31 protein-coding genes are annotated in these 23,484 nt (G+C 58.7%); 27 read left to right on the top strand and 4 right to left on the bottom strand.

The window, feature by feature from the left end:
• From GBK04_RS27330 to GBK04_RS27285, 10 genes are all read left to right on the top strand, one after another.
• The gene (locus GBK04_RS27330; protein ID WP_152764539.1) at positions 1–321 is read left to right on the top strand and encodes a hypothetical protein; all 321 of its coding nucleotides are present in this window, start codon (positions 1–3) and stop codon (positions 319–321) included.
• The gene (locus GBK04_RS27325; protein WP_152765277.1) at positions 318–2,237 is read left to right on the top strand and encodes a phage head spike fiber domain-containing protein; all 1,920 of its coding nucleotides are present in this window, start codon (positions 318–320) and stop codon (positions 2,235–2,237) included. Before GBK04_RS27330 ends, GBK04_RS27325 begins: the two co-directional genes overlap by 4 nt.
• 12 nt (positions 2,238–2,249) lie before the next feature.
• Complete coding sequence (locus tag GBK04_RS27320) at positions 2,250–2,666, top strand: hypothetical protein (RefSeq protein WP_152764533.1); 417 nt, start codon at positions 2,250–2,252, stop codon at positions 2,664–2,666.
• 1 nt (position 2,667) lies between these two features.
• Entirely contained in the window at positions 2,668–3,105 is a 438-nt protein-coding gene (locus GBK04_RS27315) for a hypothetical protein (RefSeq protein ID WP_152765275.1), read from the top strand.
• Between the two features lie 115 nt (positions 3,106–3,220).
• Positions 3,221–4,087: a S49 family peptidase gene (locus GBK04_RS27310; RefSeq protein ID WP_373331401.1), complete on the top strand. Its 867-nt coding sequence runs from the start codon at positions 3,221–3,223 to the stop codon at positions 4,085–4,087.
• A gap of 104 nt (positions 4,088–4,191) precedes the next feature.
• Positions 4,192–4,659 carry a hypothetical protein gene (locus GBK04_RS27305; RefSeq protein WP_152765271.1) on the top strand — a complete coding sequence of 156 codons (468 nt, stop codon included), beginning with the start codon at positions 4,192–4,194 and terminating at the stop codon, positions 4,657–4,659.
• Positions 4,660–4,697: 38 nt separating this feature from the next.
• The gene (locus tag GBK04_RS27300) at positions 4,698–5,702 is read left to right on the top strand and encodes a hypothetical protein (RefSeq protein WP_152765269.1); all 1,005 of its coding nucleotides are present in this window, start codon (positions 4,698–4,700) and stop codon (positions 5,700–5,702) included.
• 57 nt (positions 5,703–5,759) lie between these two features.
• Positions 5,760–6,335 carry a hypothetical protein gene (locus tag GBK04_RS27295; RefSeq protein WP_152765267.1) on the top strand — a complete coding sequence of 192 codons (576 nt, stop codon included), beginning with the start codon at positions 5,760–5,762 and terminating at the stop codon, positions 6,333–6,335.
• A 66-nt stretch (positions 6,336–6,401) separates the two neighbouring features.
• Complete coding sequence (locus tag GBK04_RS27290; protein ID WP_152765265.1) at positions 6,402–6,599, top strand: hypothetical protein; 198 nt, start codon at positions 6,402–6,404, stop codon at positions 6,597–6,599.
• A gap of 49 nt (positions 6,600–6,648) precedes the next feature.
• Positions 6,649–6,984, top strand: a complete 336-nt coding sequence (locus GBK04_RS27285; RefSeq protein ID WP_152765263.1) for a hypothetical protein — start codon at positions 6,649–6,651, stop codon at positions 6,982–6,984.
• Between the two features lie 220 nt (positions 6,985–7,204).
• Here the strand turns inward: GBK04_RS27285 and GBK04_RS31225 are convergent, their stop codons facing one another.
• Positions 7,205–7,375 (bottom strand): hypothetical protein, encoded by a 171-nt coding sequence (locus GBK04_RS31225; protein ID WP_373331400.1) that lies wholly within the window; start codon positions 7,373–7,375, stop codon positions 7,205–7,207.
• A 55-nt stretch (positions 7,376–7,430) separates the two neighbouring features.
• Between GBK04_RS31225 and GBK04_RS27280 the strand changes: the two genes are divergently transcribed.
• A complete protein-coding gene (locus GBK04_RS27280) occupies positions 7,431–8,108 on the top strand; it encodes a hypothetical protein (protein ID WP_152765261.1) in 678 nt (225 codons plus the stop codon).
• 210 nt (positions 8,109–8,318) lie between these two features.
• Complete coding sequence (locus tag GBK04_RS27275) at positions 8,319–8,948, top strand: ParB/RepB/Spo0J family partition protein (protein WP_152765259.1); 630 nt, start codon at positions 8,319–8,321, stop codon at positions 8,946–8,948.
• Positions 8,949–8,976: 28 nt separating this feature from the next.
• Here the strand turns inward: GBK04_RS27275 and GBK04_RS27270 are convergent, their stop codons facing one another.
• Positions 8,977–9,369, bottom strand: a complete 393-nt coding sequence (locus GBK04_RS27270) for a hypothetical protein (RefSeq protein ID WP_152765257.1) — start codon at positions 9,367–9,369, stop codon at positions 8,977–8,979.
• 141 nt (positions 9,370–9,510) lie between these two features.
• On the opposite strand from GBK04_RS27270, the gene GBK04_RS27265 reads away from it, so the two are divergent.
• The 7 genes from GBK04_RS27265 to GBK04_RS27245 all read left to right on the top strand — a co-directional run bounded on the left by GBK04_RS27265 (position 9,511) and on the right by GBK04_RS27245 (position 13,949).
• Positions 9,511–10,248, top strand: a complete 738-nt coding sequence (locus tag GBK04_RS27265) for a GREB1-related protein (protein ID WP_152765255.1) — start codon at positions 9,511–9,513, stop codon at positions 10,246–10,248.
• Between the two features lie 568 nt (positions 10,249–10,816).
• Complete coding sequence (locus GBK04_RS27260) at positions 10,817–11,653, top strand: hypothetical protein (RefSeq protein WP_373331399.1); 837 nt, start codon at positions 10,817–10,819, stop codon at positions 11,651–11,653.
• A 57-nt stretch (positions 11,654–11,710) separates the two neighbouring features.
• Complete coding sequence (locus GBK04_RS27255) at positions 11,711–12,532, top strand: N-6 DNA methylase (RefSeq protein WP_152765253.1); 822 nt, start codon at positions 11,711–11,713, stop codon at positions 12,530–12,532.
• Positions 12,533–12,676: 144 nt separating this feature from the next.
• Positions 12,677–12,850, top strand: a complete 174-nt coding sequence (locus tag GBK04_RS31220; RefSeq protein WP_373331398.1) for a hypothetical protein — start codon at positions 12,677–12,679, stop codon at positions 12,848–12,850.
• The gene (locus GBK04_RS31215; protein ID WP_373331397.1) at positions 12,847–13,011 is read left to right on the top strand and encodes a hypothetical protein; all 165 of its coding nucleotides are present in this window, start codon (positions 12,847–12,849) and stop codon (positions 13,009–13,011) included. Before GBK04_RS31220 ends, GBK04_RS31215 begins: the two co-directional genes overlap by 4 nt.
• A 187-nt stretch (positions 13,012–13,198) precedes the next feature.
• Positions 13,199–13,387 carry a SymE family type I addiction module toxin gene (locus tag GBK04_RS27250; protein WP_152765252.1) on the top strand — a complete coding sequence of 63 codons (189 nt, stop codon included), beginning with the start codon at positions 13,199–13,201 and terminating at the stop codon, positions 13,385–13,387.
• Positions 13,380–13,949, top strand: a complete 570-nt coding sequence (locus GBK04_RS27245; RefSeq protein WP_152765250.1) for an AAA family ATPase — start codon at positions 13,380–13,382, stop codon at positions 13,947–13,949. Before GBK04_RS27250 ends, GBK04_RS27245 begins: the two co-directional genes overlap by 8 nt.
• Before the next feature lie 32 nt (positions 13,950–13,981).
• Here GBK04_RS27245 and GBK04_RS27240 read toward each other — a convergent pair whose 3' ends face one another.
• On the bottom strand, positions 13,982–14,755 hold the full coding sequence (locus tag GBK04_RS27240; protein WP_373331396.1) for an abortive infection system antitoxin AbiGi family protein: 774 nt from the start codon (positions 14,753–14,755) through the stop codon (positions 13,982–13,984).
• Positions 14,756–14,757: 2 nt separating this feature from the next.
• Positions 14,758–15,036: an abortive infection system antitoxin AbiGi family protein gene (locus GBK04_RS27235; protein ID WP_152765244.1), complete on the bottom strand. Its 279-nt coding sequence runs from the start codon at positions 15,034–15,036 to the stop codon at positions 14,758–14,760.
• A gap of 107 nt (positions 15,037–15,143) precedes the next feature.
• Here GBK04_RS27235 and GBK04_RS27230 point away from each other — a divergent pair, with 107 nt between their 5' ends.
• The 8 genes from GBK04_RS27230 (at position 15,144) to GBK04_RS27195 (ending at position 23,450) form a co-directional block, all read left to right on the top strand.
• Positions 15,144–15,680, top strand: a complete 537-nt coding sequence (locus GBK04_RS27230; protein WP_152765242.1) for a hypothetical protein — start codon at positions 15,144–15,146, stop codon at positions 15,678–15,680.
• A complete protein-coding gene (locus GBK04_RS27225; protein ID WP_152765240.1) occupies positions 15,658–17,247 on the top strand; it encodes a terminase large subunit domain-containing protein in 1,590 nt (529 codons plus the stop codon). Before GBK04_RS27230 ends, GBK04_RS27225 begins: the two co-directional genes overlap by 23 nt.
• A gap of 211 nt (positions 17,248–17,458) precedes the next feature.
• On the top strand, positions 17,459–17,773 hold the full coding sequence (locus GBK04_RS27220; protein ID WP_152765239.1) for a hypothetical protein: 315 nt from the start codon (positions 17,459–17,461) through the stop codon (positions 17,771–17,773).
• Positions 17,773–19,143: a hypothetical protein gene (locus tag GBK04_RS27215; RefSeq protein WP_152765237.1), complete on the top strand. Its 1,371-nt coding sequence runs from the start codon at positions 17,773–17,775 to the stop codon at positions 19,141–19,143. The genes GBK04_RS27220 and GBK04_RS27215 overlap by 1 nt, the downstream gene beginning before the upstream one ends.
• Positions 19,133–20,125, top strand: a complete 993-nt coding sequence (locus tag GBK04_RS27210; protein ID WP_152765235.1) for a DUF6712 family protein — start codon at positions 19,133–19,135, stop codon at positions 20,123–20,125. Before GBK04_RS27215 ends, GBK04_RS27210 begins: the two co-directional genes overlap by 11 nt.
• A gap of 1 nt (position 20,126) precedes the next feature.
• On the top strand, positions 20,127–22,103 hold the full coding sequence (locus GBK04_RS27205) for a DUF5977 domain-containing protein (protein ID WP_152765233.1): 1,977 nt from the start codon (positions 20,127–20,129) through the stop codon (positions 22,101–22,103).
• On the top strand, positions 22,100–22,918 hold the full coding sequence (locus GBK04_RS27200) for a hypothetical protein (RefSeq protein WP_152765231.1): 819 nt from the start codon (positions 22,100–22,102) through the stop codon (positions 22,916–22,918). The genes GBK04_RS27205 and GBK04_RS27200 overlap by 4 nt, the downstream gene beginning before the upstream one ends.
• Positions 22,911–23,450 carry a hypothetical protein gene (locus GBK04_RS27195; protein WP_152765229.1) on the top strand — a complete coding sequence of 180 codons (540 nt, stop codon included), beginning with the start codon at positions 22,911–22,913 and terminating at the stop codon, positions 23,448–23,450. The genes GBK04_RS27200 and GBK04_RS27195 overlap by 8 nt, the downstream gene beginning before the upstream one ends.
• The last annotated feature ends 34 nt before the right edge of the window (positions 23,451–23,484 follow it).

Raw genomic sequence — 23,484 nt, 5'->3', positions numbered from 1 at the left:
ATGGTGTACACGACGAAAATAGACCTGCTGGGCATCGTGCGCGGCGACAGCTTCGAGCTGTGCGTCGAGATCGGCGAGGCATTCCCGCTGGCCGGCTGCACGCTGCGCGCCCAGGTGCGCACCTACGCCGGCGACTACCGCGTGGTGCTGGACCTGGACGTGGACACCGATCTACAGCACATCATCCTGAGTGCGCCGGCCGCCGCCATGCGCATTGCGCCGGGCCTGTACGCCTACGATGTGGTGGCCACCACGGCCGAGGGCCAGGAAGTGACGCTCTTCGGGGGCAAGTTTGAAATCGTTAACCGCGTGACGCGATGAGTATCCGAAAAATCGACATACAGGCCGTCGGGCCCGTCCAGGTACCCGCCACGCCCACCGGGCCGCGCGGGCCCAAAGGCTGGACGCCGGTCTTTGTCTCGCTCAGTGACGGCTTCCGCAAGCTGGTGCGCATCACCGGCTGGACCGGGGGCGTGGCCCCCATGCCCCCCACGGGCTTTTTGGGTGCGGCCGGGCTGACCGACGTGATCGCCGACGCCATGGACTTCGCCCCGCGCGGGCTGACCCACATCGAGCAGGATGCCGATGGCAGCCTGGTGCTGCACTACAACGACGGCACACAGCAGGCCATCCCGGCCTACTTTGCCGACGTGCTGGAGAAGGTGGCCGACTTCTCGGCCAAGTACGAGGACTTCCTGCCCAAGTATGAGGAAGTCAATAATGACACGGTGTCGGTCACGATGAGCCGGGCCGATGTGGAGAACCGCCAGGCCGACATCATCGAGCGGCAGGAAGACATTGCCGAACGCCACGGGGACATCGCCGCCAAGCACCAGGAGGTCGACAACGACGCCGTGTCAGTGACCATGAGCCGGGCCGACGTGCAGGGCTGGTATGTCACCATCCAGGGCTGGTTCAACGCCATCTCGGGCTGGTTCCCCTCCATCCAGACCATGTACGACGCCATAGCGGGCTGGTTCCCCCAGATCGAAGTGTGGCAGCAGCAGGTTAGTGACAACGTGGCCCTGTCCGAGGCCAAGCGGGTGGAAGTCAACGGGCTGGTCAATCAGGCGGCGGCGATCGTCTTCAGCGGCTCGACTGACTGGCCGACCGTACCGCCCTTGTCTTCGTGGCATTGCGACAGCGGCGAACTGGACCCGCGTCTGGAATTGGCCTTTACGGGCAACCTGACCACCTGCGACCGACGCGGGATACTCCGTTCGGCTCCACAGGCGGCCAGGGCATTGCACTACGACGCCTTAACAGGAAAATGCCTGGGTCTGCCCGTATGGCCGAGTTCCGAGAATGTGTTGCTTCGATCCGGCAATCTTAGTGTATCACCCTGGGTAGTAACAGGGGCGGGGGCGGTCGCCCAACAGGCCGATGGCTACCTCATTACGCTCGATAACACACAGGCGGACATACTATTTTCCCAGACGAGCGCAATTCCCGCTGCTGGCGAAACCTGGACGGGCTCGATTGTGCTGAAAGCGGGCTCGATAGCCGATATTGGAAAGGAAGTGGTACTGCAACTTCGTCGGGTAGGTGGCACATACATACAGTCTTCCGTTAGTATCGTCCTGGCGGAAGAGTACCAGACAGTTTCGGTCAAGGTGACACTCGGATCGGACAACACAGGCGGGTTGCGATACTATATTGTTAAGGCAGGAAGTAATCCGGCTGCCGCCATAATAGCGAAAATGCCGGGGCTGGAAAAAAAAACATTGCGCACACCCCACATTCCGACAGCCGACGTGCCTGCTTCGCGTGGCAACGCCTCGGTCTACATGCTGGGCCGTGCCTTCGAGAGCGTCTACGACAAGCGAGAATGGACACAGGTGATCGAATGCGATATGCTGGAAGCGGGAGGGGTGGAAGACTTCTTATACAACACCACCGGCGCACCTAACAGCGTGTACTCGATAAGGCGGTCTGCCAATAGCACTATCGTGATCCTGGTCCGCAGCAACGCGCTGTCGGGCGATTACGTCCTGGGCAGCTTTCCAGGAACAGGGATATTGAAGGTTGCAGCTCGCTTTAAGAAGGGAGCCTTCGCAGCCAGCATGAACGGTGGGGCGGTGGTATCCACCAGCCACAATGACCTGGGCACCAATACGACAGCGGGCTGGTACGGCAGCTTTTCCGGCATTCCCGTACAGGGGAAATATCTACGGGAGATTACCACTTATGGCCCAGGCATCACAGACTCGCAACTCGTAGCCCTTTCACGAATATAAACCAACAAGATTATGGGTTTAACAACCGGAACCAAACCCGAGCAGGTGCCCAATTGGGGGCAGATCTGGCGCAGGCTGCTGGACTACGCCCGGCTTAGGATGCTGTTTCTGCCACAGTTTACGATAGACGAACTGCGGAACACGCGCTACCTACTGGCCAAGGCCGTGCTGGTCACCGACAGCGGCAAGGTGGGCATCTTCTACCGCGACGATGCCGATGCAACGAGTGCCGACGACGGGCAGAACAGCATTCTCACCGCCGACGATACGCCCGTGCGCTTCAAGCGGCGGCTGATCCTTCGCCGATACACGCCCGTAGCCGGAACCGACACGACCATGGAGCTGGGTGCCACCTGCTACGACGACAACTACTTCTACATCAAGACCGGCGCTTCCACGATCAAGAAAATAGCACTAACCGCCCTGTAATATGCAACCGATCCGAATCGACATCCCCGGCGAAAACCCGCTCCGCAAGGACGTTTTCGTCTGCACCGAGTTCTCCGTCAGCCTGGCCACACGGAAGATCGTGGCGGCCATGCACGTCGAGCAGTTCCACCGCACGGCCACGCCCATCCAGGAGGTGCTGGAAGACGGCACGCCCGGCCCCAACGGCTGGACCGAGTACGGCGCGTGGGAGCCTTACCGGAGGTACCATCCGTCGGGCCAGTACCCCGTACACGTGACCAGCGACACCTCCAAACTCGTGGACGCCACTTTCGCCCTGGTGGAACCGGGCACCGAAGGGGCCGTGCCCGAGGTGCTGGCGATCTGGGGCATGCTGGGCGCACCCATCGAGCAGCTTTTGCGGCTGCTGATGGGCCGGATGATCCAGCGCGGCAATTTGGAGGATTTGAGCCAGCTGTGAAGACCCGCGATTAGATTTTCCAAGCCCCTTCATCTCCGGGATGAAGGGGCTTTTTTCGTCCTATCCGGTCCCCATCGACTTCCCTAAGTTCGCCTCGTACCATTCCCATCCGTCGATGCTTCACCGCTTCTTTACCGGCCCCTGGGCCATCGAGCCCCGCCTGCACGACCGCCTGGCTCCGCTGGTGCTCAGCGGGCGCGTGGACCTGGACGGGGCCAAGCTGGCCCGCGCCCGGCGCTCGCCCCGCTTCGAGTCGGCCCGCTCGGGGTCGGCGGCCGTGGCGGCCATCATGGCCGCTGCCAATACGGTATCCGGTCCGGCTTCCAAGGCTTCCCTCATTCCCATCATTTCGATCATCGGCACGATGACCCGCTACGGGGACATGTGCAGCTACGGCACGGAGGACATCGCGACCTGGATTCTGGAAGCGGATGCCGACGAGCGCGTGCTGGGCGTGGTGCTGGAGATCGACTCGGGCGGGGGCGAAGTGAGCGGCACCGAGCTGCTGGCCGAAGTGGTGCGGCAGTGCGCCAAGCCGGTGGTGGCCTACGTGACGGGCATGGCCGCCAGTGCGGCCTACTGGGTGGCGGCGGCCACGGACTGGATCGTGATGGAGAGCCCCACGGCCTCGGAAGTGGGGTCGATCGGCGTGCTGGCCATGCACGTGGATCTAAGCAAGAAGCTGGAAAAGGAGGGCATGAAGGTGACCATCATCCGGGCGGAAGGCTCGGAGAACAAGGCGCTCTTCAACTCGGTGGAACCGCTCAACGAAAAACTGATCAAGGAAGTGCGGGCGGAGATGAACCCGATCCGGGACGCCTTCGAGGCCTCGGTGCGGGCGGACCGTCCGGGTATTTCCGATCAGGTTTTCGAGACCAAGGGCGGCATGTTCAATGCGATCGCGGCTTTGGAAAACGGCATGGCCGACGAGATCGGGTACCTGGGCAATGCCGTGGCCAAGGTGCAGCAGCTGGCTGCATAATGATGAGGGGTCCGCCCCCGCGGTGATGAATTATTAATGATGAATGATCGTGCCTTTTCTCGGTCAATTTTTTAGTGTAGCAACCTTAATTTTTTCAAATACCGATGGATTTACAAAGAAAAACCCTGGGCCAGTTGATGGCCGGCGTGTTGGGGATCGGCAACCAGAGCAAGGCCGTGAAGGTCGATGCTCCCGAGCTGGATTCGGATGCTTCGGAGGACGAAGCGGGCGATGACGCGGCGCAGGAAGACGACGATGCTGCCGACGAGCAGGAAGAAGCCCCCAAGAAAGCAGCTGAGCCGAAAGCCAAGCCCGCCCGTGCCGGCACGGTGACGCTGAGCCTGGCCGAGTACAACGCTCTGAAGGCGGATGCCGACCAGGCCAGGACGCTGAAGGCGGCCAACGCCACCCTCAAGACCAAGGCCGCCGCCTGGGACGCCCATCAGAAGGCGATCGGCGGAGCCGCTCCCAAGGCCGACACGACCAACGACGCGCCCGAGACAGAGGAGAACACCGAAGCGAAGGAAATGAAACGCCTGAGCGAGCGCTACAAGGGGATGATCCCCGCCTGAGTTTAACCGATTCGTATCACCTTTTTAATTTTTAAGTAATGGCAAGTAATGTAGTGGACGTTTCGGCGCTGTCGGAATTCCTCACCAAAGACCGTAAGGACTACGGCAAGATTTTCGGCCTGAAGATGGCCGACGGCTTCGCCGCCAAGGGCGACTTCGTGCGCCTGGGCATCAACCAGGAGATCTCGCTGGTGCGCGATGAACTGGACAACCTGACCCAGCCCGGCCGCACCGGCACGACCAACTTCTCGACGACCTTCATCAGGCAGAAGGAGCGCATCGGCAAGCTGAAGCCCGCGAAAGTGGACCTCAAACTGACCGAGGAAGAACTCTACAAGCTGCGCGTGAGCTACATCGGCCAGCGCGAGCCCGGCAACCCCCGCGACATCAACAGCCTGCCCGGCCGGAATTACATCATGAACCGCGTGATGATGGGTATTGGCCGGGAGATCAACCGGGCGATTTTCAAGGGCGTGGAGAACCGCGCCACCGGCGTGCAGGGCGGCCTGAACCTGTTCGACGGGCTGGACTTCAAACTCACGGCCGGCTACACGACCGTGGCCAACGGGGGCGTCGAAGACATTCCGGCCGCCAACAAGGTGGTGGGCGCTGCCGGCTCGGTGACGGAGGCCAACATCCTGGGCGAGTTGAAGAAGATCGTCAACCTGATCTATTCGTCGACCACGCTGATCGAGTACAAGGACGAGAACGCCTCGCTGTTCATCCCGCCGCTGTGGTACCAATTCATGGTCAACGCCCTGGACAGCGCCCTGAGCAACGGCAGCCAGGTGGTCAGCAAGCAGGGCAACAGCTACGTGTTCAACCTGCTGCCCAACACGGTGATCAAGCCGCGCACGTACATGATCGGCGTGGACAACATGGTGTGGTCGCCGGACGGCAACCTGTTCTGGCTGCACCAGGACGTCGATACGGACATTCCCCGCATCAAGTTCCAGGAGGTGGACCGCGACCTGAAGATCCTGATGGACTTCGAGCTGAACGTGGAATACGCGGACGGCCGGGTGATCGTGCTCTACAAGTAATCAATCATCAACCCTGGGGGCGGGTGATCATCCGCCCCCGATTTCAATCTTTTCAGTATGCCAGGTAAATTCAAGAATCTAAGTTATACCGCCCGGGGCAACAGCAACCTGGGGGGCATTGCCCGCATGGTGGCTTTCGCCGAGAGCGACTTCACCGGCGGTACCGGCTGGCCCAAGCGCGCCGACCTGACCATGGGCGAATTGACGACCGCCCCGCCCCTGAAAGCGGGCGTGGTGGGCGCCGAGCTGAGCTTCGACCACGGCAGCGGCCGGGCCAAGTCGAGCAAGAAGGGCAAGCTGGGCTACCAGAACCACGACCACGAGGTGGAAGCCAAGTTTGCCGGCGTGAGCAAGGAGCAGGCCGAAGCCGTGGAGCTGTTCTTCAACGAGGGCGGCGTGATCGTGTGCTACTACAAGAGCGGCAAGCGCAGGGTGTACGGCGCGAGCTGGAATCCGCTGATCGTGGAAGAGAGCGACGATTCGGGGGCCAAGGGTGGCGACGCGAACGCCATCAGCTTCAAGGCCAAGGCCGAAGACCTGAACTTCCACGCGCCGTTCCTGGGCGATGCTGTGGTACTACCCACCGACGCTACGGCGGTGAAGGCGATGCCTTTTGCCGTGGTGGTGGCTTAATAACCTCACCCCCTAGCCCCCTCTCCAAAATTGGAGAGGGGGATTTTGGGATAAACTGTTTTCAGTATGAGTAAGAAAACCGAATGGCGGGTACTGGCCGATTATGACGGCCAGGTGACGCTGGAAAAAGAAGGAACCGGGGTGACCCTCTCGAACGAGCTGCCGCAGACGACTTTGGCCGAACTGGCCCAGGACGGACTGGCGGTAGGTTTCATGGAGAAGGCCGCCGTAAACGATACGACCGATGTCAAAGACAAAAATTAAGGCGACGCTGACCGCCCTGGACAAGGCCGCGAAGGCTGCCTTCAAGGTGTTGAACGAGGTGACCGAGGGTGCCTTTGAGGGCTCGCCGGCCGAAGCGGAGCCGATGCGCTTTGCTAACGAGATCAGCCAGCGGCTGCAGAAGCAGTACGATCATCTGGAAGCGAATGCCCGCTACGAGGGCCTGAGCGAACAGGAGATTGCCGAGCAACGCGCTACCGAAGCGGCCGAAGCGCAGGCGAAGTTGCAGGAGCTGGCGGCGGAGAAGCTGAAAAAGTTGAAGCCCGCTCCGGTGGAAGACGTGGAAGATTCCGAGAATCCGGACATTTCGGGAGAAAATGACGAGAATCCGGACAATGAAGATCCCGATGGGACGGACGAATCCTGATTGAATCAGGTTCATGTATCCAAGCCCGGCCATGAGGTCGGGCTTTTTTTTCGTCCCTTGCGTGGAAGGGGGCTTTGCCTATATTTGTGACGCAAACAACAAGTATCTTTTCTGGTAGGAATACACAAGTGGCTATGCTGGAATCAGGGCATGGCCGGTGAGCGCGCGGTTGTAAGTACCGCATGGCCTCGTTGGTTCAACGTGTGTTGTTTGCAGCGACTTACCGGCTTTTTTTCTGCCCTTCATGATCCCTGCTCCCGAAGGCTTCCGCGATCTGCGCGAGTACCTGCACCAACGCCGCATCGATACGGCTTGGATCAGGACGGTGCTGGACCAGTACCTCGGGGAATACGACCACCGCCAGACCGATGGCGACTTGGACCTGGATCACCAGGTGTGGGCGTACCGCCAGGCCATTACCGATTTCAAGCTACTGATAGAAGACGATGTCGAATCCGATGACGACCCTGGAACAGATCCGGCAGGTGGAGTCGGCGATCAAGCTGCTGGAGATGCAGCTGAAAGCCGGCCGCGCCCGGCCCGAGCAGCTGGAGCCGCTCCGCGAGCAGCTCAGCAGGCTAAAAAGTCAGGCACTGACCGCGCCTAATCCGCAACCTGCTGCTCCGGTAGCCGCTGCTCCTGTCAAATCACCCCGTGCTACCCGGTCCGTCGTGGATTCGTACGCCGAGCGCCAGGCGGCGCTGACGCTGGAAGCGGATGCCCTGCGCCAGGAGCAGGCGAAGCTGAGCAATCTGCTGCACAAGGTACCCGCCCATCAGGATTGTCCGGAGCTGACGAGCCGGATCGTGGATTTGCAGGGGCAGATCGAGGATCTGTGGGATGAGAAGAAGTTCATCGAGCGTAATGGCGTCGATGCACAGGCTTCGTTTCGTGAAGAAACTGTTCCGGGAGGCGCTCCTCCGGTTGTTCGACCGCTGGGAGATTTGCAGCAGAAGGCGGTGCTGACGGTGGAGTTGCAGCGGCTGCGGGAGAAGCGCTCGAAGCTGAGCCGGAAGTTGGAGAATCCGAAGGCTGCTGATTCGAAGAAGGCGGAGTGGGGTACGGAGCTGGCGCAGGTGAGTCGGCGGATTGAGGAGTTGACGGCGGAGCGGTATGTGCTGTAGTCTTTTTGCTGAGTTGGTGGGTGGTGCTGATGCTTGCCCTCCTGGGCCGGGCGGGCCCCGCTCTCTCAACGCCTCTGGATTTGGGAGAACCTGCGCGGGGCAGCCGCACATCGTCCTCCCAAATCAGGTCGTCTTATGAGAGAGCTGAAATTATTTGGAATTTTTCTATAATTCTATATTGCTAACTAATTGTCTATTAGCCAGATTATTATGATTAATGAATTGTTTAGGACGGAGCGGGCGCGGATCGGGGATCTGGTGCCGCATGTGAAGAATCCGCGGAAGATCAAGTCGACGGAGAAGCAGAAGCTGTGGGAGCGGCTGCAAAAGTTCGGCATGATCGGGATTCCGGTGCGGGATGCCGACAGTACCCTGCTGAGCGGAAACCAGCGCTGTGAGATGCTGGCCAGCAACGGCCTGGGGGATTATGAGATCGACGTGCGGACGGCCGTCAGGAAGCTGACGGATCAGGAGCTGCGGGAGGTGATGATGATCGAGAACAGCCACGCCGGGGAGTTTGACATGGAGCTGCTGAAGGCGGAGTTTGACGAGTACGTGGATCTGGACAGCTTCGGGCTCAGCATCGAGGCGCTGTCGGCGGACCTGGCGGGGGCATCGGCCGATGCCGCTCCGGAGCAGCCGGAGTTACCGATCGTGGCGAAGTTCTCGGAGCAATACGATGCGATCGTGATCGTCTGCCGCAATGAGATCGATATGAATCACCTGTCGGAGAAGTTGGGGTTGGATACTTCGCAGTGCTATAAGTCGAGCAAGGTGGGTACTACGCACGTTTTGGAGGGAAAGGCAGTCATTGAAATGCTAAGTAAGCACGGTGCCTGATCGTCAGGCTGTGACCAGGCACCGTGGCTCAGTGATTGTGCTCGGCGTTCAGTTTGGCCTGTAAGGCGTAGAGCATCGTCATCAGCTCTTCAATATCGGCCTGGGTGAATTGGCTGGCTCTCTTCCGAATCGGAGCTTTCATCTTTTCCGCATCGAAAATATCGACAGAATCCTCAAACCCGACGAAATGACGGATAGCGATCCAATCGGACGCGAGCGAATGGGAAAGGTCCTTGGGGATGATCAGGTGGAAGTAGCCCACCTGGCTGGCCAGGGTATGGTTTAGGTTTTCCTTATCCCGTTCCAGGTTTTGGATAAGCTGGGCAAGCACGACATCGACATAGATGTTCGATTTTCGGTGCGGGTCGGGACTTTCCGCAACGGACTTCTTTTTTCTGAATAACGATTTAAGTGGGGACATATAAGTATTACTTTCATGAAGGAGGGGTTATATACTAAGTATTAAAGTTAAAAATTCTACCAATTAATTCTGTTTGTATCCCTTCGTTATCCCCGTATTTAGTTAAAAACTAACACATAATCATTTAATATTCATATAGTTATGGAAGTAAAGATTATAATTCCCTCGCACAAACGGTGGAGCCGGGTGCTGACCACCAGTGCGGTGTATGGGGCCGCACTCTGCGTAGAAGAGAGCCAGGCGGAGCAGTACCGGAAATGCAATCCGGGCATCGAGATCATCACGCATCCGGACAGTGTGATCGGGTTGACGCGGAAGCGGGAGTGGATGATCAGGAACCTGGGGGATGTGTTCATGCTCGACGATGACATCGACCATTTGCGGCGGGTGTACGGCGAGTCAGGTGAAGAACCGATTGTGGAGCCGGACTTGGCGTATGATATCGTCCAGATGACGGCTCACGCGGCCCGGAAGGCGGGGGCTTACCTATACGGTTTTGCGATTTCGCCGAACCCAATCCGGTTCAGTAGTCTGAGCCCCATCCAGCTGAGTGGCTACGTGACGGGCTGCGCGCATGGGGTACTCTCAGGCTCGAAACTGTGGTATAATGGCGATATCCATTGCAATGAGGATTTCTGGATCTCGCTGCTGAATGCGTACCACCATCGGCTGATTTACAAGGATACGCGCTTCTACTGGGCGCAGAAGGATACGTTCGTGAACCGGGGCGGGTTGGCGGAGTTTCGGAACGTGGAGAATGAGGAGAAGGACTTCCATTTGCTCCGGAAGGTTTTTGGGGACGTGGTGGAGTTGCGAAAATCTACGAATAAAAGTAACCTTAAAGATCCCTATCAGAAGACCTTGAAAATGCCATTTTAGATAAATTTTTGTATCGAAATGGTATAATTATTGCTGGAAATTGGAGTAATGTTTGTCCTTACTATATTTTTCAAATGACAAATAATGAAACCATTCTTAACTTTCTGATGGACAAAACCAATTGGAACGACGCAGAGTCCGTAGCGTACTGTTTTGAGCATGCATCCAAGTACGATCTTTTGCATATGGTAGATGATATGCTAGATCGGATGAATGCGGCAAAAGCTCGGGAAGATGTCCATTACGGGGCCTTCTGGAAAGGCAACGCACCTGCAAATGAAGAGACCTAATAAATAAACCGAGCCAATAGACCTGGCAGAGTGCATGCAGCCCCCGACCCTAGGGTCGGGGGCTTTTTTGTGCAAGCTTACATTTGCTGCTATATTTTCGACTCCTATCATCCTCCCTGCCAAGGCACTCATGAGAGTGCCTTTTTTCGTGTCTAAGCGCCTCAAAAAAACTTTCATTTTTCAGAAAAATAAATGATTGGCGGAGTTGTAAATCCGTTTTGGTGAGAGATATTTATATCAGTTAACAATCACTATTTCAGTCACTTAATTCTAAGCAAATGGAAAATGTAAGCGCAGTAAGTCGGACAGTAGCCACGAAATCGCGGGTTCGGAAGTCAAACCAGGTGGAGCGGTTGAGTTCCAAAAAGAATGAGCACAAGGTACCTAAGCAAGCAGCGAAGCCGAAGAAAACCGAGGTTCAGGCGGTGGGCGTCGCTCAGCCTGTAGAAACCAAAAAGCCCCGGCACATGGAGCGCTTCCTGGAAGCGACGGGCAAGACCCAGCAGGACTACTACAGCTGGGCGACCGAGGTGGGACGCCGCATGCACATCAACAAGCTCGACGCGCTGGTGTGCGCCCGGCTGGACGTATACACGGTAGCGCACCTGGTGGATAAGCCTACGGTCCTGCCGGAGGACATCGGCTTGGTGGAGTTGGATGAGTATCTGGTAGCGCATAGCGAGAACCCCTACGAGCTGGCCACGCTGTGGTTGCGGGCGCAGGCCGATGCCCACGCCTGGGTGAGCAAGGAGAGCATCCTGAACGAATGGCTGACGGGGATCAGGAAAGAGGACTTTGAGCACTACGGCGACAAGAACCATACCGGGGACGTGAGCAAAAAGTGGTGGATGAAGGATGCCGCTCCGCTGGATGCGAAGCTGCACGAGATCAACGATATGCAGCTGCTGAGCGCGGAGATCACGCCGGAGGATGCGATCGACTTCATCAAGGCGCACAAGCCGGGTGGGTACGTAAATCCGGCCTGGAATCTGGTGGCCACGGTGGAGAACCGGTTTAGGGAAGTGACGACATTCCGGATCAAAGACTACTACGTGCAGCACCTGGTGAAGATGTGCCAGGGCGCACGCGCCGAACTGGCCGACGCGCCGTTCTGACCCGAAGGAAGGCCCCGACACTCGGGGCCTTTTTGTTTTACTTCAATCTAATTGGACATGGGATATATGATGGATGCTCCGCCTTCGGTGGGGCCGATGATCAAGATATTGCGTGATATGGGCCAGTATCGATACGACCCGGCGGACGTGTTCCGCGACTTCATCGACTACGCGGTGGCCTGCCTGCTGGTACATGGGGATAAGGAAGTGGCCGAGCGGCTGAAACGGAAGTATGGGGCCGAGTACTCGCAACTCAATGGCTTGCTGGTGGCCTGGATCGGGATACTGGACCGGGAGGTGGCCGATGATGGCCGCTCGTGGTTCGATGCCCTGGGGACGGTGTATGAGTACCTGGCCAGTACCCATAAGAAGGGCTGGCTGGGGCAGTTCTTCACGCCCTCGGAACTGTGCGATCTGTGTACGAGGATCGCCTCGGACCCTGAGAATAAGCCGGTGGGTAAGCGGATCAATGATCCGGCCGTGGGCAGCGGGCGGATGCTGCTGAGCTACCTGGCGCATAATCCGGGCAACTACCTGTACGGCGAGGACATCGACCCGATCTGTGCGAAGATGTGCGCGCTGAACCTGGCCTTCCACGGCGGGCAGGGGCAGGTGAGCTGCATGGATTCGCTGGCGCTGGATGACTTTCGGTTCGGGTTCCAGGTGAATCCTTACCATGCGGCGGGTCGGTACGCCGCAGCGGGGCCGCCTATACCGCATCTGTTGCCGATCGGGAAGGAGCAGTCGGTGACCTGGCAGCGGGGGCGTCAGCTGATGGAGGAGTTCAAGGCCGGGAAGGTACCTGCACCCGCGCCTAAGCCAACCCCGCCCAAGCCCGCTAAACCCCAGCCGATGGTGTCGCAGCTATCGCTGTTTTGAAGCAATACCACCTACCGCAAGTAGGTGGTATTTATTTTCATAAATCGCTGAAAATAAACGAATTGGTGCTTTTTAAATCCGTTCTGTATGAAGAAATTTATATCAGTAAGGAATTAAAAATCAGTCACTTAACATCTAAGTACCATGCGAAAAATCAGTGAACAATGGCGGTCGCGGCTCCGGGTGGTCATGCAGAAAGCCTGGGGGCTTTTTAAACATGGGATCGTGAGCTTCTCGATGTCGCTCAGGCTATCGTGGGGTATTGCCCAGGGCAAGGTCAATGAATTTCTGTTACTCAAAAAACTGGCCAAACGATGAAACCAAAGGATTTTAAGAAGCTTACGCCGGAGGATCAGAAGGCGCTCCGGGAATTGCTAAAAGAGCAACCCAACGCCCTGGGCGGGGTGCTGCGGGATAGGAAAAAGGGCTACTCGGACCTACCCCTGTTTCAGCGGGACGATCAGACGAAGCTTTTTTAGAACGGAAAACCCGCTCAAAGAGCGGGCTTTCCAGTGTACTACTATTACACTATTGTCAGAGCGAGTCTGACAAATAGAATAAGCGTGGCAAATTTAAACGTATACCCCTATACGAGGCAAGAAAAAACCCCGGCTGGCAGGCCGGGGTCAAATTAATCAACCAATCACAGTTAACTAATTCTAAGCGATGGCAAAAATACAGAAAAATCGAGCATTACGCATCGGGTACCGGGTGCGCCGGAATGTTTTCCGGCAGGTGAAACGGGTACCGGAAATCAAGCTGATGGGCAACTGGCTGGAAGCGGCGGGTTTTGCGATCGGCGAAGGCGTGGAAATCATGGTTCAACCAGGTAAAATCATCATCAAAAATGGGTAAGTACGATATAACGACCCAGGGCGGGTATGACTTCTTCGAGATTAGCTCGGCCCTGCAAAAGTGCATCCGTAGGGGGATGGAGGACGAAGCGCTGCATTGGGCGGTGGAGCTGTACGCCAGTGGCTACGGGGAGTACGTGTGGAAGCGGCTCCGGATCATGTCCAGCGAGGATGTGGGCCTGGCCGAGCCAATGATCAGCAGTGAGATCTGGGCGCTGTATTGCATGTATAGGGAGCAGGCCAAGAAGAAGGAGGACAAGAACGAGCCCCAGCGGCTGTTCCTGACCCACGCGGTGCTGCTGCTGTGCCGGTCGCGGAAGAGTCGCCTGGTGGACTGGGCACTGCTGTGGGCCTGGCTGACGCATCCGTTCCGGAAATTGGAGGTACCCGACATGGCCTACGACAAGCATAACGAGCGCGGCCGCCAGCTGAAGCGGGGCTGGGGGCACTTCTTCCGGGAAGGTACCCGGCTGGAAAACCACGTGCCGGCGGATCGGGAGGAAGAGTTCAGGAAGCGGGCGATGAAGGCGATTGATGATCCTTCGGGGATGGGGTTGTTTTGAAAATGAGAGAGCCCCGGTTGGGGCTCTTTTGGTTAGTGGGAGAAGATGTCTTCTTTTATTTGTTCATAGGATAGGATTTTAGAAATTAAGGCATAACGCTCCTTATCGGATTCTATTTTCTTTCCGCCAATACCCACTGTTTTTTTATTTAAAATATGGTCTATTAGATCTTCTACATCTTTTTGTCCATGAACAATTATAAACGAAATGTCATTAGGAGTAAAATTTAAAAAAGCTGAATTATTATTGTACGGAATATCCAAAGATTTAATATAGTTTTCATATGCTACTTTCTGAATATCAGCTTCTGACCTTACATCATTGTACTTTTCTTTAAAAAATCTATAAAATGCTGGGGACATAGGAGTCATAAGCATATCAATTTCCGTTAAATTGAGTGGTATATATCTCCATTCTCTTTCATTATAAAAAATATAATCATTAATTGTATATTTCCCCTTGACATTATAATCTCCAATGTATGGTTTTGTAAAAAGTATATGTCTATATCCTTGCAAACCTATATAGCCATTGCCACAGTTTATCCTTGTTTCAATAACATTTGACTCACTAATTGATTTTTTGTTTATTAAAAAATCAATTTGATTGATATATTTTAATACATCCGTATCTTCGAAATTTTTAACATATTTGAAATAATTCAGAATACCTTGAATATTAAATTTAAGAGTGGTTAACCCTAATAGGTCTTGACTAATTGTTGATATTATTTCAGAAAGAAAAGAATTGTTTGCTAAATAAATCATGGGATTTAAGTGATGACTAGTTCCCCAATCCTTCTTCATGCCTATTCCAAACACTTTTTGTCAGATGAGCTATAAATTTCTGCATGCTTACTTATAATTGAGAGTGGTATATCGCAAAAACATACCATCGGAATGCTATAATTCATCTCAAGAGTTTTATAATGTCCTGAACCCCCCTGAAGGTTAATTACTTTTTCTGGTGCTGTTATAGGATATGTTTCATTGCTTTTTTTAACTAAAAACCCATTTTCGAGAATAAGTTTTAGAGTTTCCGAACCACCACTAGTAAAATGAAATAGAGAGCTTGAGCTAACAGCCATGTGCTTAGAATTTAAGTTTCAGGCAATATACAGAATCGTCCTACCCGATCATAAAGTCACGCTGCATCTTGCCGCGTGACTTTATGCTGTAATACCGGATGGACGGAATGGATCTGATGCCCCAGGGCGACTACACGCCCGAAAAGGGTACCCACAAGCTGGACAAGTTCAAGGACCACCTGGTGGCCCACAGCCCGCTGGGGCCGCGCGACCAGGCGTACTTTGAGAAAATGAAAAAGGCCTGGAGCTGGGCCACGAAGATGTTCAGCCCCCAGAAGGTGGTGGAGATGCTGCACACCGAGTACGGCCACGAGAAGACCCACGCCTACCAGATCCTCAGAGACAGCTACGCCCTGTGGGGCGACGCCTACGAGCTGGACAAGAAGGGCGCTTCGAAGGTGCTGGTCGAGTCGGCCTACGTGGCGCTGCAAATCGCGGTGCGCGACAAGAACGGCGAGCTGATCCTGAAAGCGGTCAAGGAGCTGCGGGAGCTGCAGCAGATCGACAAGGTGGAAGCGGCCATCTCGCCCGAGCTGGCCATGCCCGCCGGCACGCGGGTGTACGTGTTCAACGGCGCGGTGAATGTGGGGCAGCAGCCTGAATCGGGGAAGGAGGTGGTGGATGGGAACGTCGAGCTCCAATAACCGCCAGGTTCAGATCAAAGTGAATCCCGCCCAGGGTAGGTTCCTGTGGGCCCTGATGGAGAACACGGCCGACTTCGAAAAAGACGGCAAAACCTACCAGACGGGCTTCCGCGCCACATTCAACGGGGGGCGCGGCTCGGGCAAGACCAACACGCTCATGCGCGTGCTGGCCGAAGTGGCCTTCTCGCTGCCCCGCAGCAAAGTGGGCCTGGCCTCGATGACCTACCGCCACGTGCAGGACGTGGTGCTCTCGCAGAGTAGGAAGGTCTTCGAAGAGTACGGCCTGTACGAGTACGACGCCAAGGCCCGGCCCTGGGGCCACTACACGCTCAACCGCCGCCCGCCCGACGGCTGGCACAACCCCTTCGAGGGCATCAACACCTACGACAACTGCATCTGCTTCAAGAACGGCTGCACGATCGTGTTCCTGTCGGCCGACCGCCCCGACACGGCGCGCGGGCTGAACCTGGACGTGCTGCTGCTGGACGAGAGCTTCAAGCTCAAGGAGGATTTTTATAATACCGTGCTCCGCAAAACGGTGCGGGCCAACAAGTACCAGTACGGGGACCCGCGCCCGCACCGCAAGGGCTACAACCACCCGCTGCACTGGCTGATCGCGGACTTCACGTCGGCGGCCTGGACCCCGGAGCAGCAGTGGATCTACCGCACCGAGGAGCTGATGAAGAAGGACCCGCAGCGCTACTACTTCCAGGAGGCCACGGCCTACGACAACCTGGACAACCTGCCGGGCAATTTCATCGAGACCGAGCGCGAGAGCTGCGCGGATGAATTAACATTCGAAGTCGAGATCCTCAATAGGCGCGTGGTCCGGCTCAGCAACGCGTATTACGCCGCCCTGAACACGAGCCGTCATACCTATAACCAAATGTACGACTATGCGTTCGACGACCAGAAGCGCCTCTATGTCCACAAGCGCGTGGACTACGACCCCACCCAGCCCATCGAGGCCAGCTGTGACTTCAACGCGCGCTTCACCTGTATGCTCGTGGCGCAGGAGTTTCCCTCGGAGCTGCGCTTCATCGATAACATCTTCGTCAAGCGCGCTGACACCACGCTGGTCGAAGAGCTTGGCAAACAGTTCTGCACCAAGTACTCCAACCACCGCAGGAAGGTGCTGTACCTGTACGGGGATAGCTCCGGCAAGAAGGGTGATCCCGGCCGGACCACCAGCCACTACCAGCAATTGATCGGGGTACTGCGCAAACACGGGTGGTCGGTGAAGGACTGCGTGCAGACCTCCTACCCGCCCTACAAGATCAGGTACCGCGTGGTAAACACCATCCTCGCGGAGTCACGACCTAGTGTACCTAGAATCCGTATCAATGAGCTGGAGTGCAAGTCACTGCTCATCAGCCTCCAGCACGCACCGATCATCAGCGACAACTTCGAGAAGGACAAACGCTCGGAATTGGATGAGAAACTCGATCAGCAATACGCAACGCACTTGTCCGATGCCTTCGATTACATCGTCTTCAAGAAATTCAGCCGCATCGTACCGATCACCGGCTCAGGGCGAGCCCAAGTCCGCGTCTCGTCCGCGGCCTGAAAATGACCCGGCATATATTCAAAAACGGGATTTGGCAATTGCCGTTTCGATATAGGGCGGGCATGGGCCTGATAGAGTAGCGGAAACGAAAGCCCGATTTTCGGGCCTAAGTGCCAGATTGTGAGCGGCAAGCATTTTCCCAACACCGGAATGGCGTCGGACCGAAAAAAGCGTCCTATTAAATCGCCGGGGTAGGCGCCAAGTTTGCCCCATGCAAAGCATCTACCTCAAGGACGTCCGCCGCCAGGTCGACCTGCTCACCCGGCTTGACGACCGCACCTTCTCGATCACCTACCGCAAGAAGGACGGCCGCTACGGCGAGAAGCGGTACTGCCGCAACCGCTCCGGCTCCGTCCAGCAGGAGAAAAAATCCGACCTGCTGAGCGTCCGGCACGAGACCCGGCGCGCGGGCTACCTGCGCTTCGAGTTCCGCGACCAGGGTCAAGGTGGGCGGTGGCTCAAGCGCGAGATCCTGCTCTGCCTGCTGGTAACTTTCAATGGCCACCTAATCGACCACCGTTTCTAATGTCAACCACCACATTCAAGGCCGGACGCCGGCAGTTCGCCTTTTCCCTGCCCAAGTCCGCCGACGAAGGCCAGCGCGACACCACCGGCGTGCGGCCCACCACCGAGCGCACCGTCAAGGTGGGCAGCAAGAGCCACCTGTACTACCCCTGGGGCGACAACAACCTGCTGCCCAACGAGCGCGTGAAGCTGCTGCGCTCCAACGGCGACGCCCAGAACCTGGTGCAGGCCCGCATCGACTTCCTGTACGGGGGCGGCTTCGGCTTTTTCAAGCACGTCCAGAAGGACGGCATCACCGTCCGGGAGCCCTTCACCAGTCCCGCCATCGAGGAATACGCCGACGCCTACGGGCTGCCCGATCTGGGCGAGGTCGTCGACCAGATGAACACCGCCCTGGTCGAGACGGGCAACGCCTTCGTGCGCCGCAAGGTGGAAGACGGCCTGCCCATCTACTCGGTGAAGGACTCGCTGATCGTGCGGGCCACGCTGGCCGAGCCGACCGTCAAGTCGTACCTGCTGTGTCCGGACTGGACCGACTTCGACGTCATGGAGAAGCACTGCTCCATCCTGCCCGCCTACGACCGCAACAACACCCAGCTGGCCGACTCGCTGGTGCACCTCAAGCCCTACCAGAGCGGGCAGCCCTACTACGGCTTCGCCCAGTACTGGGGCGAGCAGTCGGTGCACTGGATCGAGGTGATGAACTACATTGCCACGTCGATGATCGGCACGGTGAAGCACAACAAGAACCTGGCCCACATCTGCCGGATCGCCTCGCGCTACTTCGACGAGATGGCCGCCAACAGCGCCGACGACGAAGCCCCCGACGAGCCGGTCGATTTCGAGAAGCAGAAGGACAAGGTGCGCGACCAGTTCTACCAGAGCGTGGAAGCCATGTTCTCGGAGAAGAACGACACCGGCCCCCGGATCATCTACGACGAGTGCGACCTGACCATGGACGGCAAGCTGGCCGGTTTCATCCAGTTCGAGGAGATCAAGCGCTCGTTGAACGCCACCGAGCTGAGCGAGGCCTACCAGCTGGCGCTGCTGGCCTTCGCCAATGCCTCGCGCATCCTGCCCGGGCTGGCCGGCGTCAGCGACGGCAAGATGCTGGGCGGCTCGGGCTCGGAGCTGAAGGTGTCGGCCAACTTCCAGCAGTTCTTCCGCACGGCCCGCGAGCGCAAGCTGGTCTGTTCGCTGTTCAACCACGACGTCAAGCCCGCCCTCAAGCTGCCGCGCGACGTGTACGCCGGCTTCCACGACATCCTGCTGGTGTCCGACGACAAGAACCCCGCCGGCAAGGAGAACAAGACCACCTCGGGCCAGAAAGGCACCGATCCCCAACCCAAAACTGAGAAAGATGCTGCTTAAAGGAATCCCCGATCTCATCCGGTACCTGGGCCGGGCCGTGATGGCCGCCACCACCGACGACTTCATCGCGCCCTACGTCGAGCTGGCCCAGGAGGGCGAGCTGACCCGCGCCCTGGGCAGGGAGTTCGTGGAGCTGCTGGACACGGAGTACCAGAACGACAGCCTGTCGGAGGCCAACACCCGGCTATTCCCCTACGTGCAGAAAACCGTGGCCTGGTACGCCTACCTGCACTACCTACCCTTCGCCATCGGCAACGACGGCGACAACGGCTTGCAGGAAATGGGCACCGAGTCGACCAGCCCCGTCCGGATCGGCGTGCTCGACAAGCGCCTGCGCGAGACCGAGCGCAACGCCGTGGCCAGTCTGGAAAGTCTGCTGCAGTACCTGGAAAGCCGGCCTAAAACCGACTATCCGGCCTACCATACTTCCCCCACGGGCCAGGAAACACGCCGGTCATTCCTGCCGTCGGCTTCGGCGATGAGTGCGTTCCTGCCCATCGTCGCGGGCAACTACCGGCTGTTTGTCAACCTCCGGCCCTACATCGCCCTGGCCGAACAGGACTATATCCTGCCCCGGCTGGGTCAGGCGCAGTTCGACGCTTTGAAAGCGAAACTCCTGGAAGGTACCCCGACGGCCGAAGAGAAGGCACTGCTTACCGTCATCGCCCGCGCCCTGGCGCACACGGCTTTCGGGTTGGCGTTGCCCCACCTGCAATTCGAGGTACTTTCCTCCGGCAGTGTCCGGATCACCTCCGATTTCGACGGCATCTACAACCGCAAGACACCCCCGGCCGATGCAATCAACGCCCTGGTCGCCACCCAGCAGGCCGAATCCAAGAAGCACCTGAACGCGCTGACGGCCTTTTTGCGCAGGCACAAGGACGACTACCCCGCCTACGCGGCCAGCAGTGCCGCCCGGGCCGAGCCGGCCAACCGCCTGCCCGACAATGCACAGTATGCCAAAGTTTTCCGCATGAAGTGATATGGACTACCTAGCCCCCATCCAGCACCAGAAGCTCGCCCTGAGCCGTAACCGGATCGTCGTTTCGGCCGACCCCGTCGTGCTGCCCGCCGGGCAGAGCCGCGTGGACCTGCGCTACTACTGCGAGCTGTTCGTCCAGAAGAGCTTCCAATCGGCCCAGTTCGAAAGCCTTTCCCGCCACGAGGCCAGCGAGGAGCCGCCCACGGCCAATAGTACCACGTCGGCCGGGGCTTACTTCGAGCTGCAGACCCGCCTCGATGATTTGCTGGTGGCTGCGCCCCCGCCCTACGGGGCCGACCGGGTGCAGGTCTGCGACGGGCTGACCCGACAGTTCTACACCAGCCTGGCCCGCTACAACGGCGACACGCTGCTCGACGCCAGCCTCCAGACCTCGCAGTGGGCCATCAAGGCCGGCGTCGCCGAGCGCGACTACGATACCTACCGCGAGCTGTTCTTCACCCGCTACATCGGGGCCGGCTGCCGCTTCCTGACCTGGCAGCCCGACCACAAGTTCGTGCGGGCCGACCAGCCCGAGTGGCTCTACTTCCTGACCAATTTCTCGCCCCTGCCCACGCGGCTGCTCGTGCGGGTGCGCTGCCTCTATGCCGACAATACCCGCGAGACCTACACGGCCCTGGCCGTCGACAACGTCAGCTACATGACCGTCTACGCCGTGCCGGTGGGGATGGCCGCGCTCGGGCTGCTCACGCGGCCCAAAACCGTGCTCCGCTACGAGGTATGGCTGTCCAACCAGGACCAGCAAAGTGTGTCGGAGGTGCGCAGCTACCAGGTCTCCGACGAGTACGCCGAGCAGGTCCGCTACCTGCTCTACCAGAACGGCCTGGGCGGCTACGACACCGTGCCCTGCCTGGCCAATCCCGTCGAGAGCGTCAAGGTCAGCCGCCAGCTGGTCGACCGCTTCGTGGGCCACGACTACCTGCCCACCGTGGCCGAGACGATCATCCGCGAGGTGGCCGGCGAACGCCAGCTGACGCTCACGCTGGGCCGCCGCATCGGCGAGGCCTACCGCACCTATCTGGAAGACCTGCTGCTGTCGCAGGAGTTCTACATCGGCGACGGCTCCGACTGGCTGCCGCTCACGCCGGGCTTCGACAGCCTGGTGACCGACCACCGCGACGAGTGGCCCATCGAGCGCAGCCTCACCTTCCGCTACGCCAACGCCGTCACGCGGTTCAGCCGCTTGCCCCGCATCGCCCAGGAGACCCGCGCCACCGGCTGGCGGGCGTGGACCACCTCCTGCGCCCTCGGCGCCCAGGGCCTGCGCACCGGCCAGCGGATCGTCAACGAGCTGGTGCGCTACTACCTGGACAGCGGCGAGAACGTGCGGCCGCTGGTCACCAAGGCCAACGTGCCCGGCACGGAGGGCTACATCGCCCCCTGGCCGACGGAGAACTGCGCCCCCAGCACCACGCCCTACCTGAGCGTCGATGTGTCGCTGGCGTCGGTGAAGAAGAAAAATGACTGCGGCACCGGCACGGTCGGCACCGGCTGGACGATCACCGTGGCGGCGGGCAGCTTCGGCTCCGAGCTGAGCCAGGCCGATGCCCAGGCCAAGGCGCAGGCCGCCGCCCTGGCGCTCGACACCCAGGAGGCCGCCAATACCCACGGCTCGTGCATCCCCACCACCCTGGTACCCCTGGCCTTGCAGAACATCACCACCCCCATCTTCGGCCAGTTCGACCCCGTGGTGGCCCTGCTGCTGGGGGGCGACGAAGTGGTGCCCAACACCAGCACCAACAGCACGGTCCGCTACGCGGCCAGCGGCCTGGCGGCGGGTACCTACAACCTCGATGTGCGGGTGTCCTACTCCGGCTCGCCGTTCCAGCCCTTCCGGCTCACGGTCCCCGCCAAGGGGCTGACCTCCGAGGTATTGTCGGGCAACCAGACCTACCGCTTCTCCAATGTCGTCGTCAACTGGGGCGATGCCGACCTGATCGTTAAAGCCATCCCGCAATGAATACCATAACCTACCGGGGCAAAACCTACAAGGGCCCGGCCTCCTGGCACGAATGCACCCCCGAACACTGGGGCGCGCTGGTGGGCTTCGCCCGGCTGCCCAAAGCCGACCGCACCGACGACGTGGTGAGGCTGGCCGCCCAGCTGTGGCTACAGGTACCTTCCAAAGCGTGGAGCCGCTGGACGCTCGACGCCCCCCAGTGGGAGGCCCTGCAAGCGCAGTTCGCCTGGATCTGGGAACCGCCCACCGGTCGGCCGTGCGAAAGCTTCGGGCACGAGGGCGAGACCTATTACGTCTTCGACGAAGATTTTGCCGACACCAAGGCGCTCGACCTGACCATGGCCCTGATGGAATACCTGGCCTTCGCCCATCCCGACGCGCCCGACCCCACGGCCTACGAGCGCATCCTGGCCACGCTCTGCCGCCCGGCGCGCGCGGACCTGGCACGCTTCCGGCGCTCCGACGACTGGGACGGCGACGTGCGCGAGCCCTACAACGAGCTGCGCGCCGCCGACCGGGCTGACCAATTCATCAGCCTATCCGAACCCGTCAAGCTGGCCCTGTTCGATTACTTCGAGCGGTCGGCCCACGACTTTTTATTGAACTACGAGCGGCTGTTTGGCGGTGGCGGTGGCGAGGAGCCGCGCTATCCCGATGGCCGGGGCTGGCTGATGCTGTTGAAGAACGTGGCCAAGGACGGCCACTTCGGCGACTTCGACCGCGTGGGCCGCCAGCCCGCGCACCTGGTCTACGCCGCCCTGCTCGACGATGTGCTGACCCACGAAGAAATCACCAACCCATCCGACCATGAGTAAGCTGCCCTACCCCCTGAACATCACCGACCTGCTGAGTCTGGAAACCTTCTTTGCCGCCGTGGCCACCGAGCTGGGCGGCTTCGACGAGTACCGCTACGTGTCGGCCGGCGAGGAAGGCGCGCAGGAGATCCAGCACCTGTTCGAGAAGGTCTTTTTGCCCAATCAGCGCATCCTGCTGGCCCAGATCGCCGAGACGCCCCTGACCGACAACGCCACGGGCCTGACCCGCGCGACCTTCGCCTGCTCGCTGCTGGTGCTCGAAAAAATGGGGGGTGCCGGCACTACGCCGGCCGATAAGCTCGAAGCCCGCAACCGCACCTGGCTGGCCATGCTGCGCGTGGTGGGCCAGATCCGCCAGAGCGCCGAGTACGCCGCCGCGATGGCCACCGAGGAAGACGAAGTCGAGTTCACCATCTATCAGGACCGCCTGCTGCCCATCGGCCGCATCGCCAACGCCCAGGTGCAGGGCTGGCTGCTCGACGTCGACGTGACCATCCCGGTCAACCAGTACCTGTTCCCGGAGGAAGGTTAATTGTTTTTTGTTTTTTGTGGAATTGGTTTTTCCT

Source organism: Salmonirosea aquatica (assembly GCF_009296315.1).
In the GTDB taxonomy this organism is placed as follows: Bacteria; Bacteroidota; Bacteroidia; order Cytophagales; family Spirosomataceae; genus Salmonirosea; species Salmonirosea aquatica.
Note: the sequence above shows the minus strand (reverse complement) of the source record. Positions and strands in the feature narration are given on the sequence as shown.

What these genes read in the sequence shown, in the direction of transcription:
- GBK04_RS27240 (WP_373331396.1), bottom strand. Translation starts at nt 14,755, where the DNA reads ATGAAGAAGGATTGGGGAACTAGTCATCACTTAAATCCCATGATTTAT.
- GBK04_RS27290 (WP_152765265.1), top strand. Translation starts at nt 6,402, where the DNA reads ATGAGTAAGAAAACCGAATGGCGGGTACTGGCCGATTATGACGGCCAG.
- GBK04_RS27210 (WP_152765235.1), top strand. Translation starts at nt 19,133, where the DNA reads ATGCTGCTTAAAGGAATCCCCGATCTCATCCGGTACCTGGGCCGGGCC.
- GBK04_RS31220 (WP_373331398.1), top strand. Translation starts at nt 12,677, where the DNA reads ATGCGAAAAATCAGTGAACAATGGCGGTCGCGGCTCCGGGTGGTCATG.
- GBK04_RS27200 (WP_152765231.1), top strand. Translation starts at nt 22,100, where the DNA reads ATGAATACCATAACCTACCGGGGCAAAACCTACAAGGGCCCGGCCTCC.
- GBK04_RS27265 (WP_152765255.1), top strand. Translation starts at nt 9,511, where the DNA reads ATGGAAGTAAAGATTATAATTCCCTCGCACAAACGGTGGAGCCGGGTG.
- GBK04_RS27220 (WP_152765239.1), top strand. Translation starts at nt 17,459, where the DNA reads ATGCAAAGCATCTACCTCAAGGACGTCCGCCGCCAGGTCGACCTGCTC.
- GBK04_RS27295 (WP_152765267.1), top strand. Translation starts at nt 5,760, where the DNA reads ATGCCAGGTAAATTCAAGAATCTAAGTTATACCGCCCGGGGCAACAGC.
- GBK04_RS27230 (WP_152765242.1), top strand. Translation starts at nt 15,144, where the DNA reads ATGGATCTGATGCCCCAGGGCGACTACACGCCCGAAAAGGGTACCCAC.
- GBK04_RS27325 (WP_152765277.1), top strand. Translation starts at nt 318, where the DNA reads ATGAGTATCCGAAAAATCGACATACAGGCCGTCGGGCCCGTCCAGGTA.
- GBK04_RS27215 (WP_152765237.1), top strand. Translation starts at nt 17,773, where the DNA reads ATGTCAACCACCACATTCAAGGCCGGACGCCGGCAGTTCGCCTTTTCC.
- GBK04_RS27260 (WP_373331399.1), top strand. Translation starts at nt 10,817, where the DNA reads ATGGAAAATGTAAGCGCAGTAAGTCGGACAGTAGCCACGAAATCGCGG.
- GBK04_RS27330 (WP_152764539.1), top strand. Translation starts at nt 1, where the DNA reads ATGGTGTACACGACGAAAATAGACCTGCTGGGCATCGTGCGCGGCGAC.
- GBK04_RS27300 (WP_152765269.1), top strand. Translation starts at nt 4,698, where the DNA reads ATGGCAAGTAATGTAGTGGACGTTTCGGCGCTGTCGGAATTCCTCACC.
- GBK04_RS27235 (WP_152765244.1), bottom strand. Translation starts at nt 15,036, where the DNA reads ATGGCTGTTAGCTCAAGCTCTCTATTTCATTTTACTAGTGGTGGTTCG.
- GBK04_RS27245 (WP_152765250.1), top strand. Translation starts at nt 13,380, where the DNA reads ATGGGTAAGTACGATATAACGACCCAGGGCGGGTATGACTTCTTCGAG.
- GBK04_RS27315 (WP_152765275.1), top strand. Translation starts at nt 2,668, where the DNA reads ATGCAACCGATCCGAATCGACATCCCCGGCGAAAACCCGCTCCGCAAG.
- GBK04_RS31215 (WP_373331397.1), top strand. Translation starts at nt 12,847, where the DNA reads ATGAAACCAAAGGATTTTAAGAAGCTTACGCCGGAGGATCAGAAGGCG.
- GBK04_RS27225 (WP_152765240.1), top strand. Translation starts at nt 15,658, where the DNA reads ATGGGAACGTCGAGCTCCAATAACCGCCAGGTTCAGATCAAAGTGAAT.
- GBK04_RS27270 (WP_152765257.1), bottom strand. Translation starts at nt 9,369, where the DNA reads ATGTCCCCACTTAAATCGTTATTCAGAAAAAAGAAGTCCGTTGCGGAA.
- GBK04_RS27280 (WP_152765261.1), top strand. Translation starts at nt 7,431, where the DNA reads ATGTCGAATCCGATGACGACCCTGGAACAGATCCGGCAGGTGGAGTCG.
- GBK04_RS27205 (WP_152765233.1), top strand. Translation starts at nt 20,127, where the DNA reads ATGGACTACCTAGCCCCCATCCAGCACCAGAAGCTCGCCCTGAGCCGT.
- GBK04_RS27310 (WP_373331401.1), top strand. Translation starts at nt 3,221, where the DNA reads ATGCTTCACCGCTTCTTTACCGGCCCCTGGGCCATCGAGCCCCGCCTG.
- GBK04_RS27275 (WP_152765259.1), top strand. Translation starts at nt 8,319, where the DNA reads ATGATTAATGAATTGTTTAGGACGGAGCGGGCGCGGATCGGGGATCTG.
- GBK04_RS27195 (WP_152765229.1), top strand. Translation starts at nt 22,911, where the DNA reads ATGAGTAAGCTGCCCTACCCCCTGAACATCACCGACCTGCTGAGTCTG.
- GBK04_RS27250 (WP_152765252.1), top strand. Translation starts at nt 13,199, where the DNA reads ATGGCAAAAATACAGAAAAATCGAGCATTACGCATCGGGTACCGGGTG.
- GBK04_RS27255 (WP_152765253.1), top strand. Translation starts at nt 11,711, where the DNA reads ATGGGATATATGATGGATGCTCCGCCTTCGGTGGGGCCGATGATCAAG.
- GBK04_RS27305 (WP_152765271.1), top strand. Translation starts at nt 4,192, where the DNA reads ATGGATTTACAAAGAAAAACCCTGGGCCAGTTGATGGCCGGCGTGTTG.
- GBK04_RS27320 (WP_152764533.1), top strand. Translation starts at nt 2,250, where the DNA reads ATGGGTTTAACAACCGGAACCAAACCCGAGCAGGTGCCCAATTGGGGG.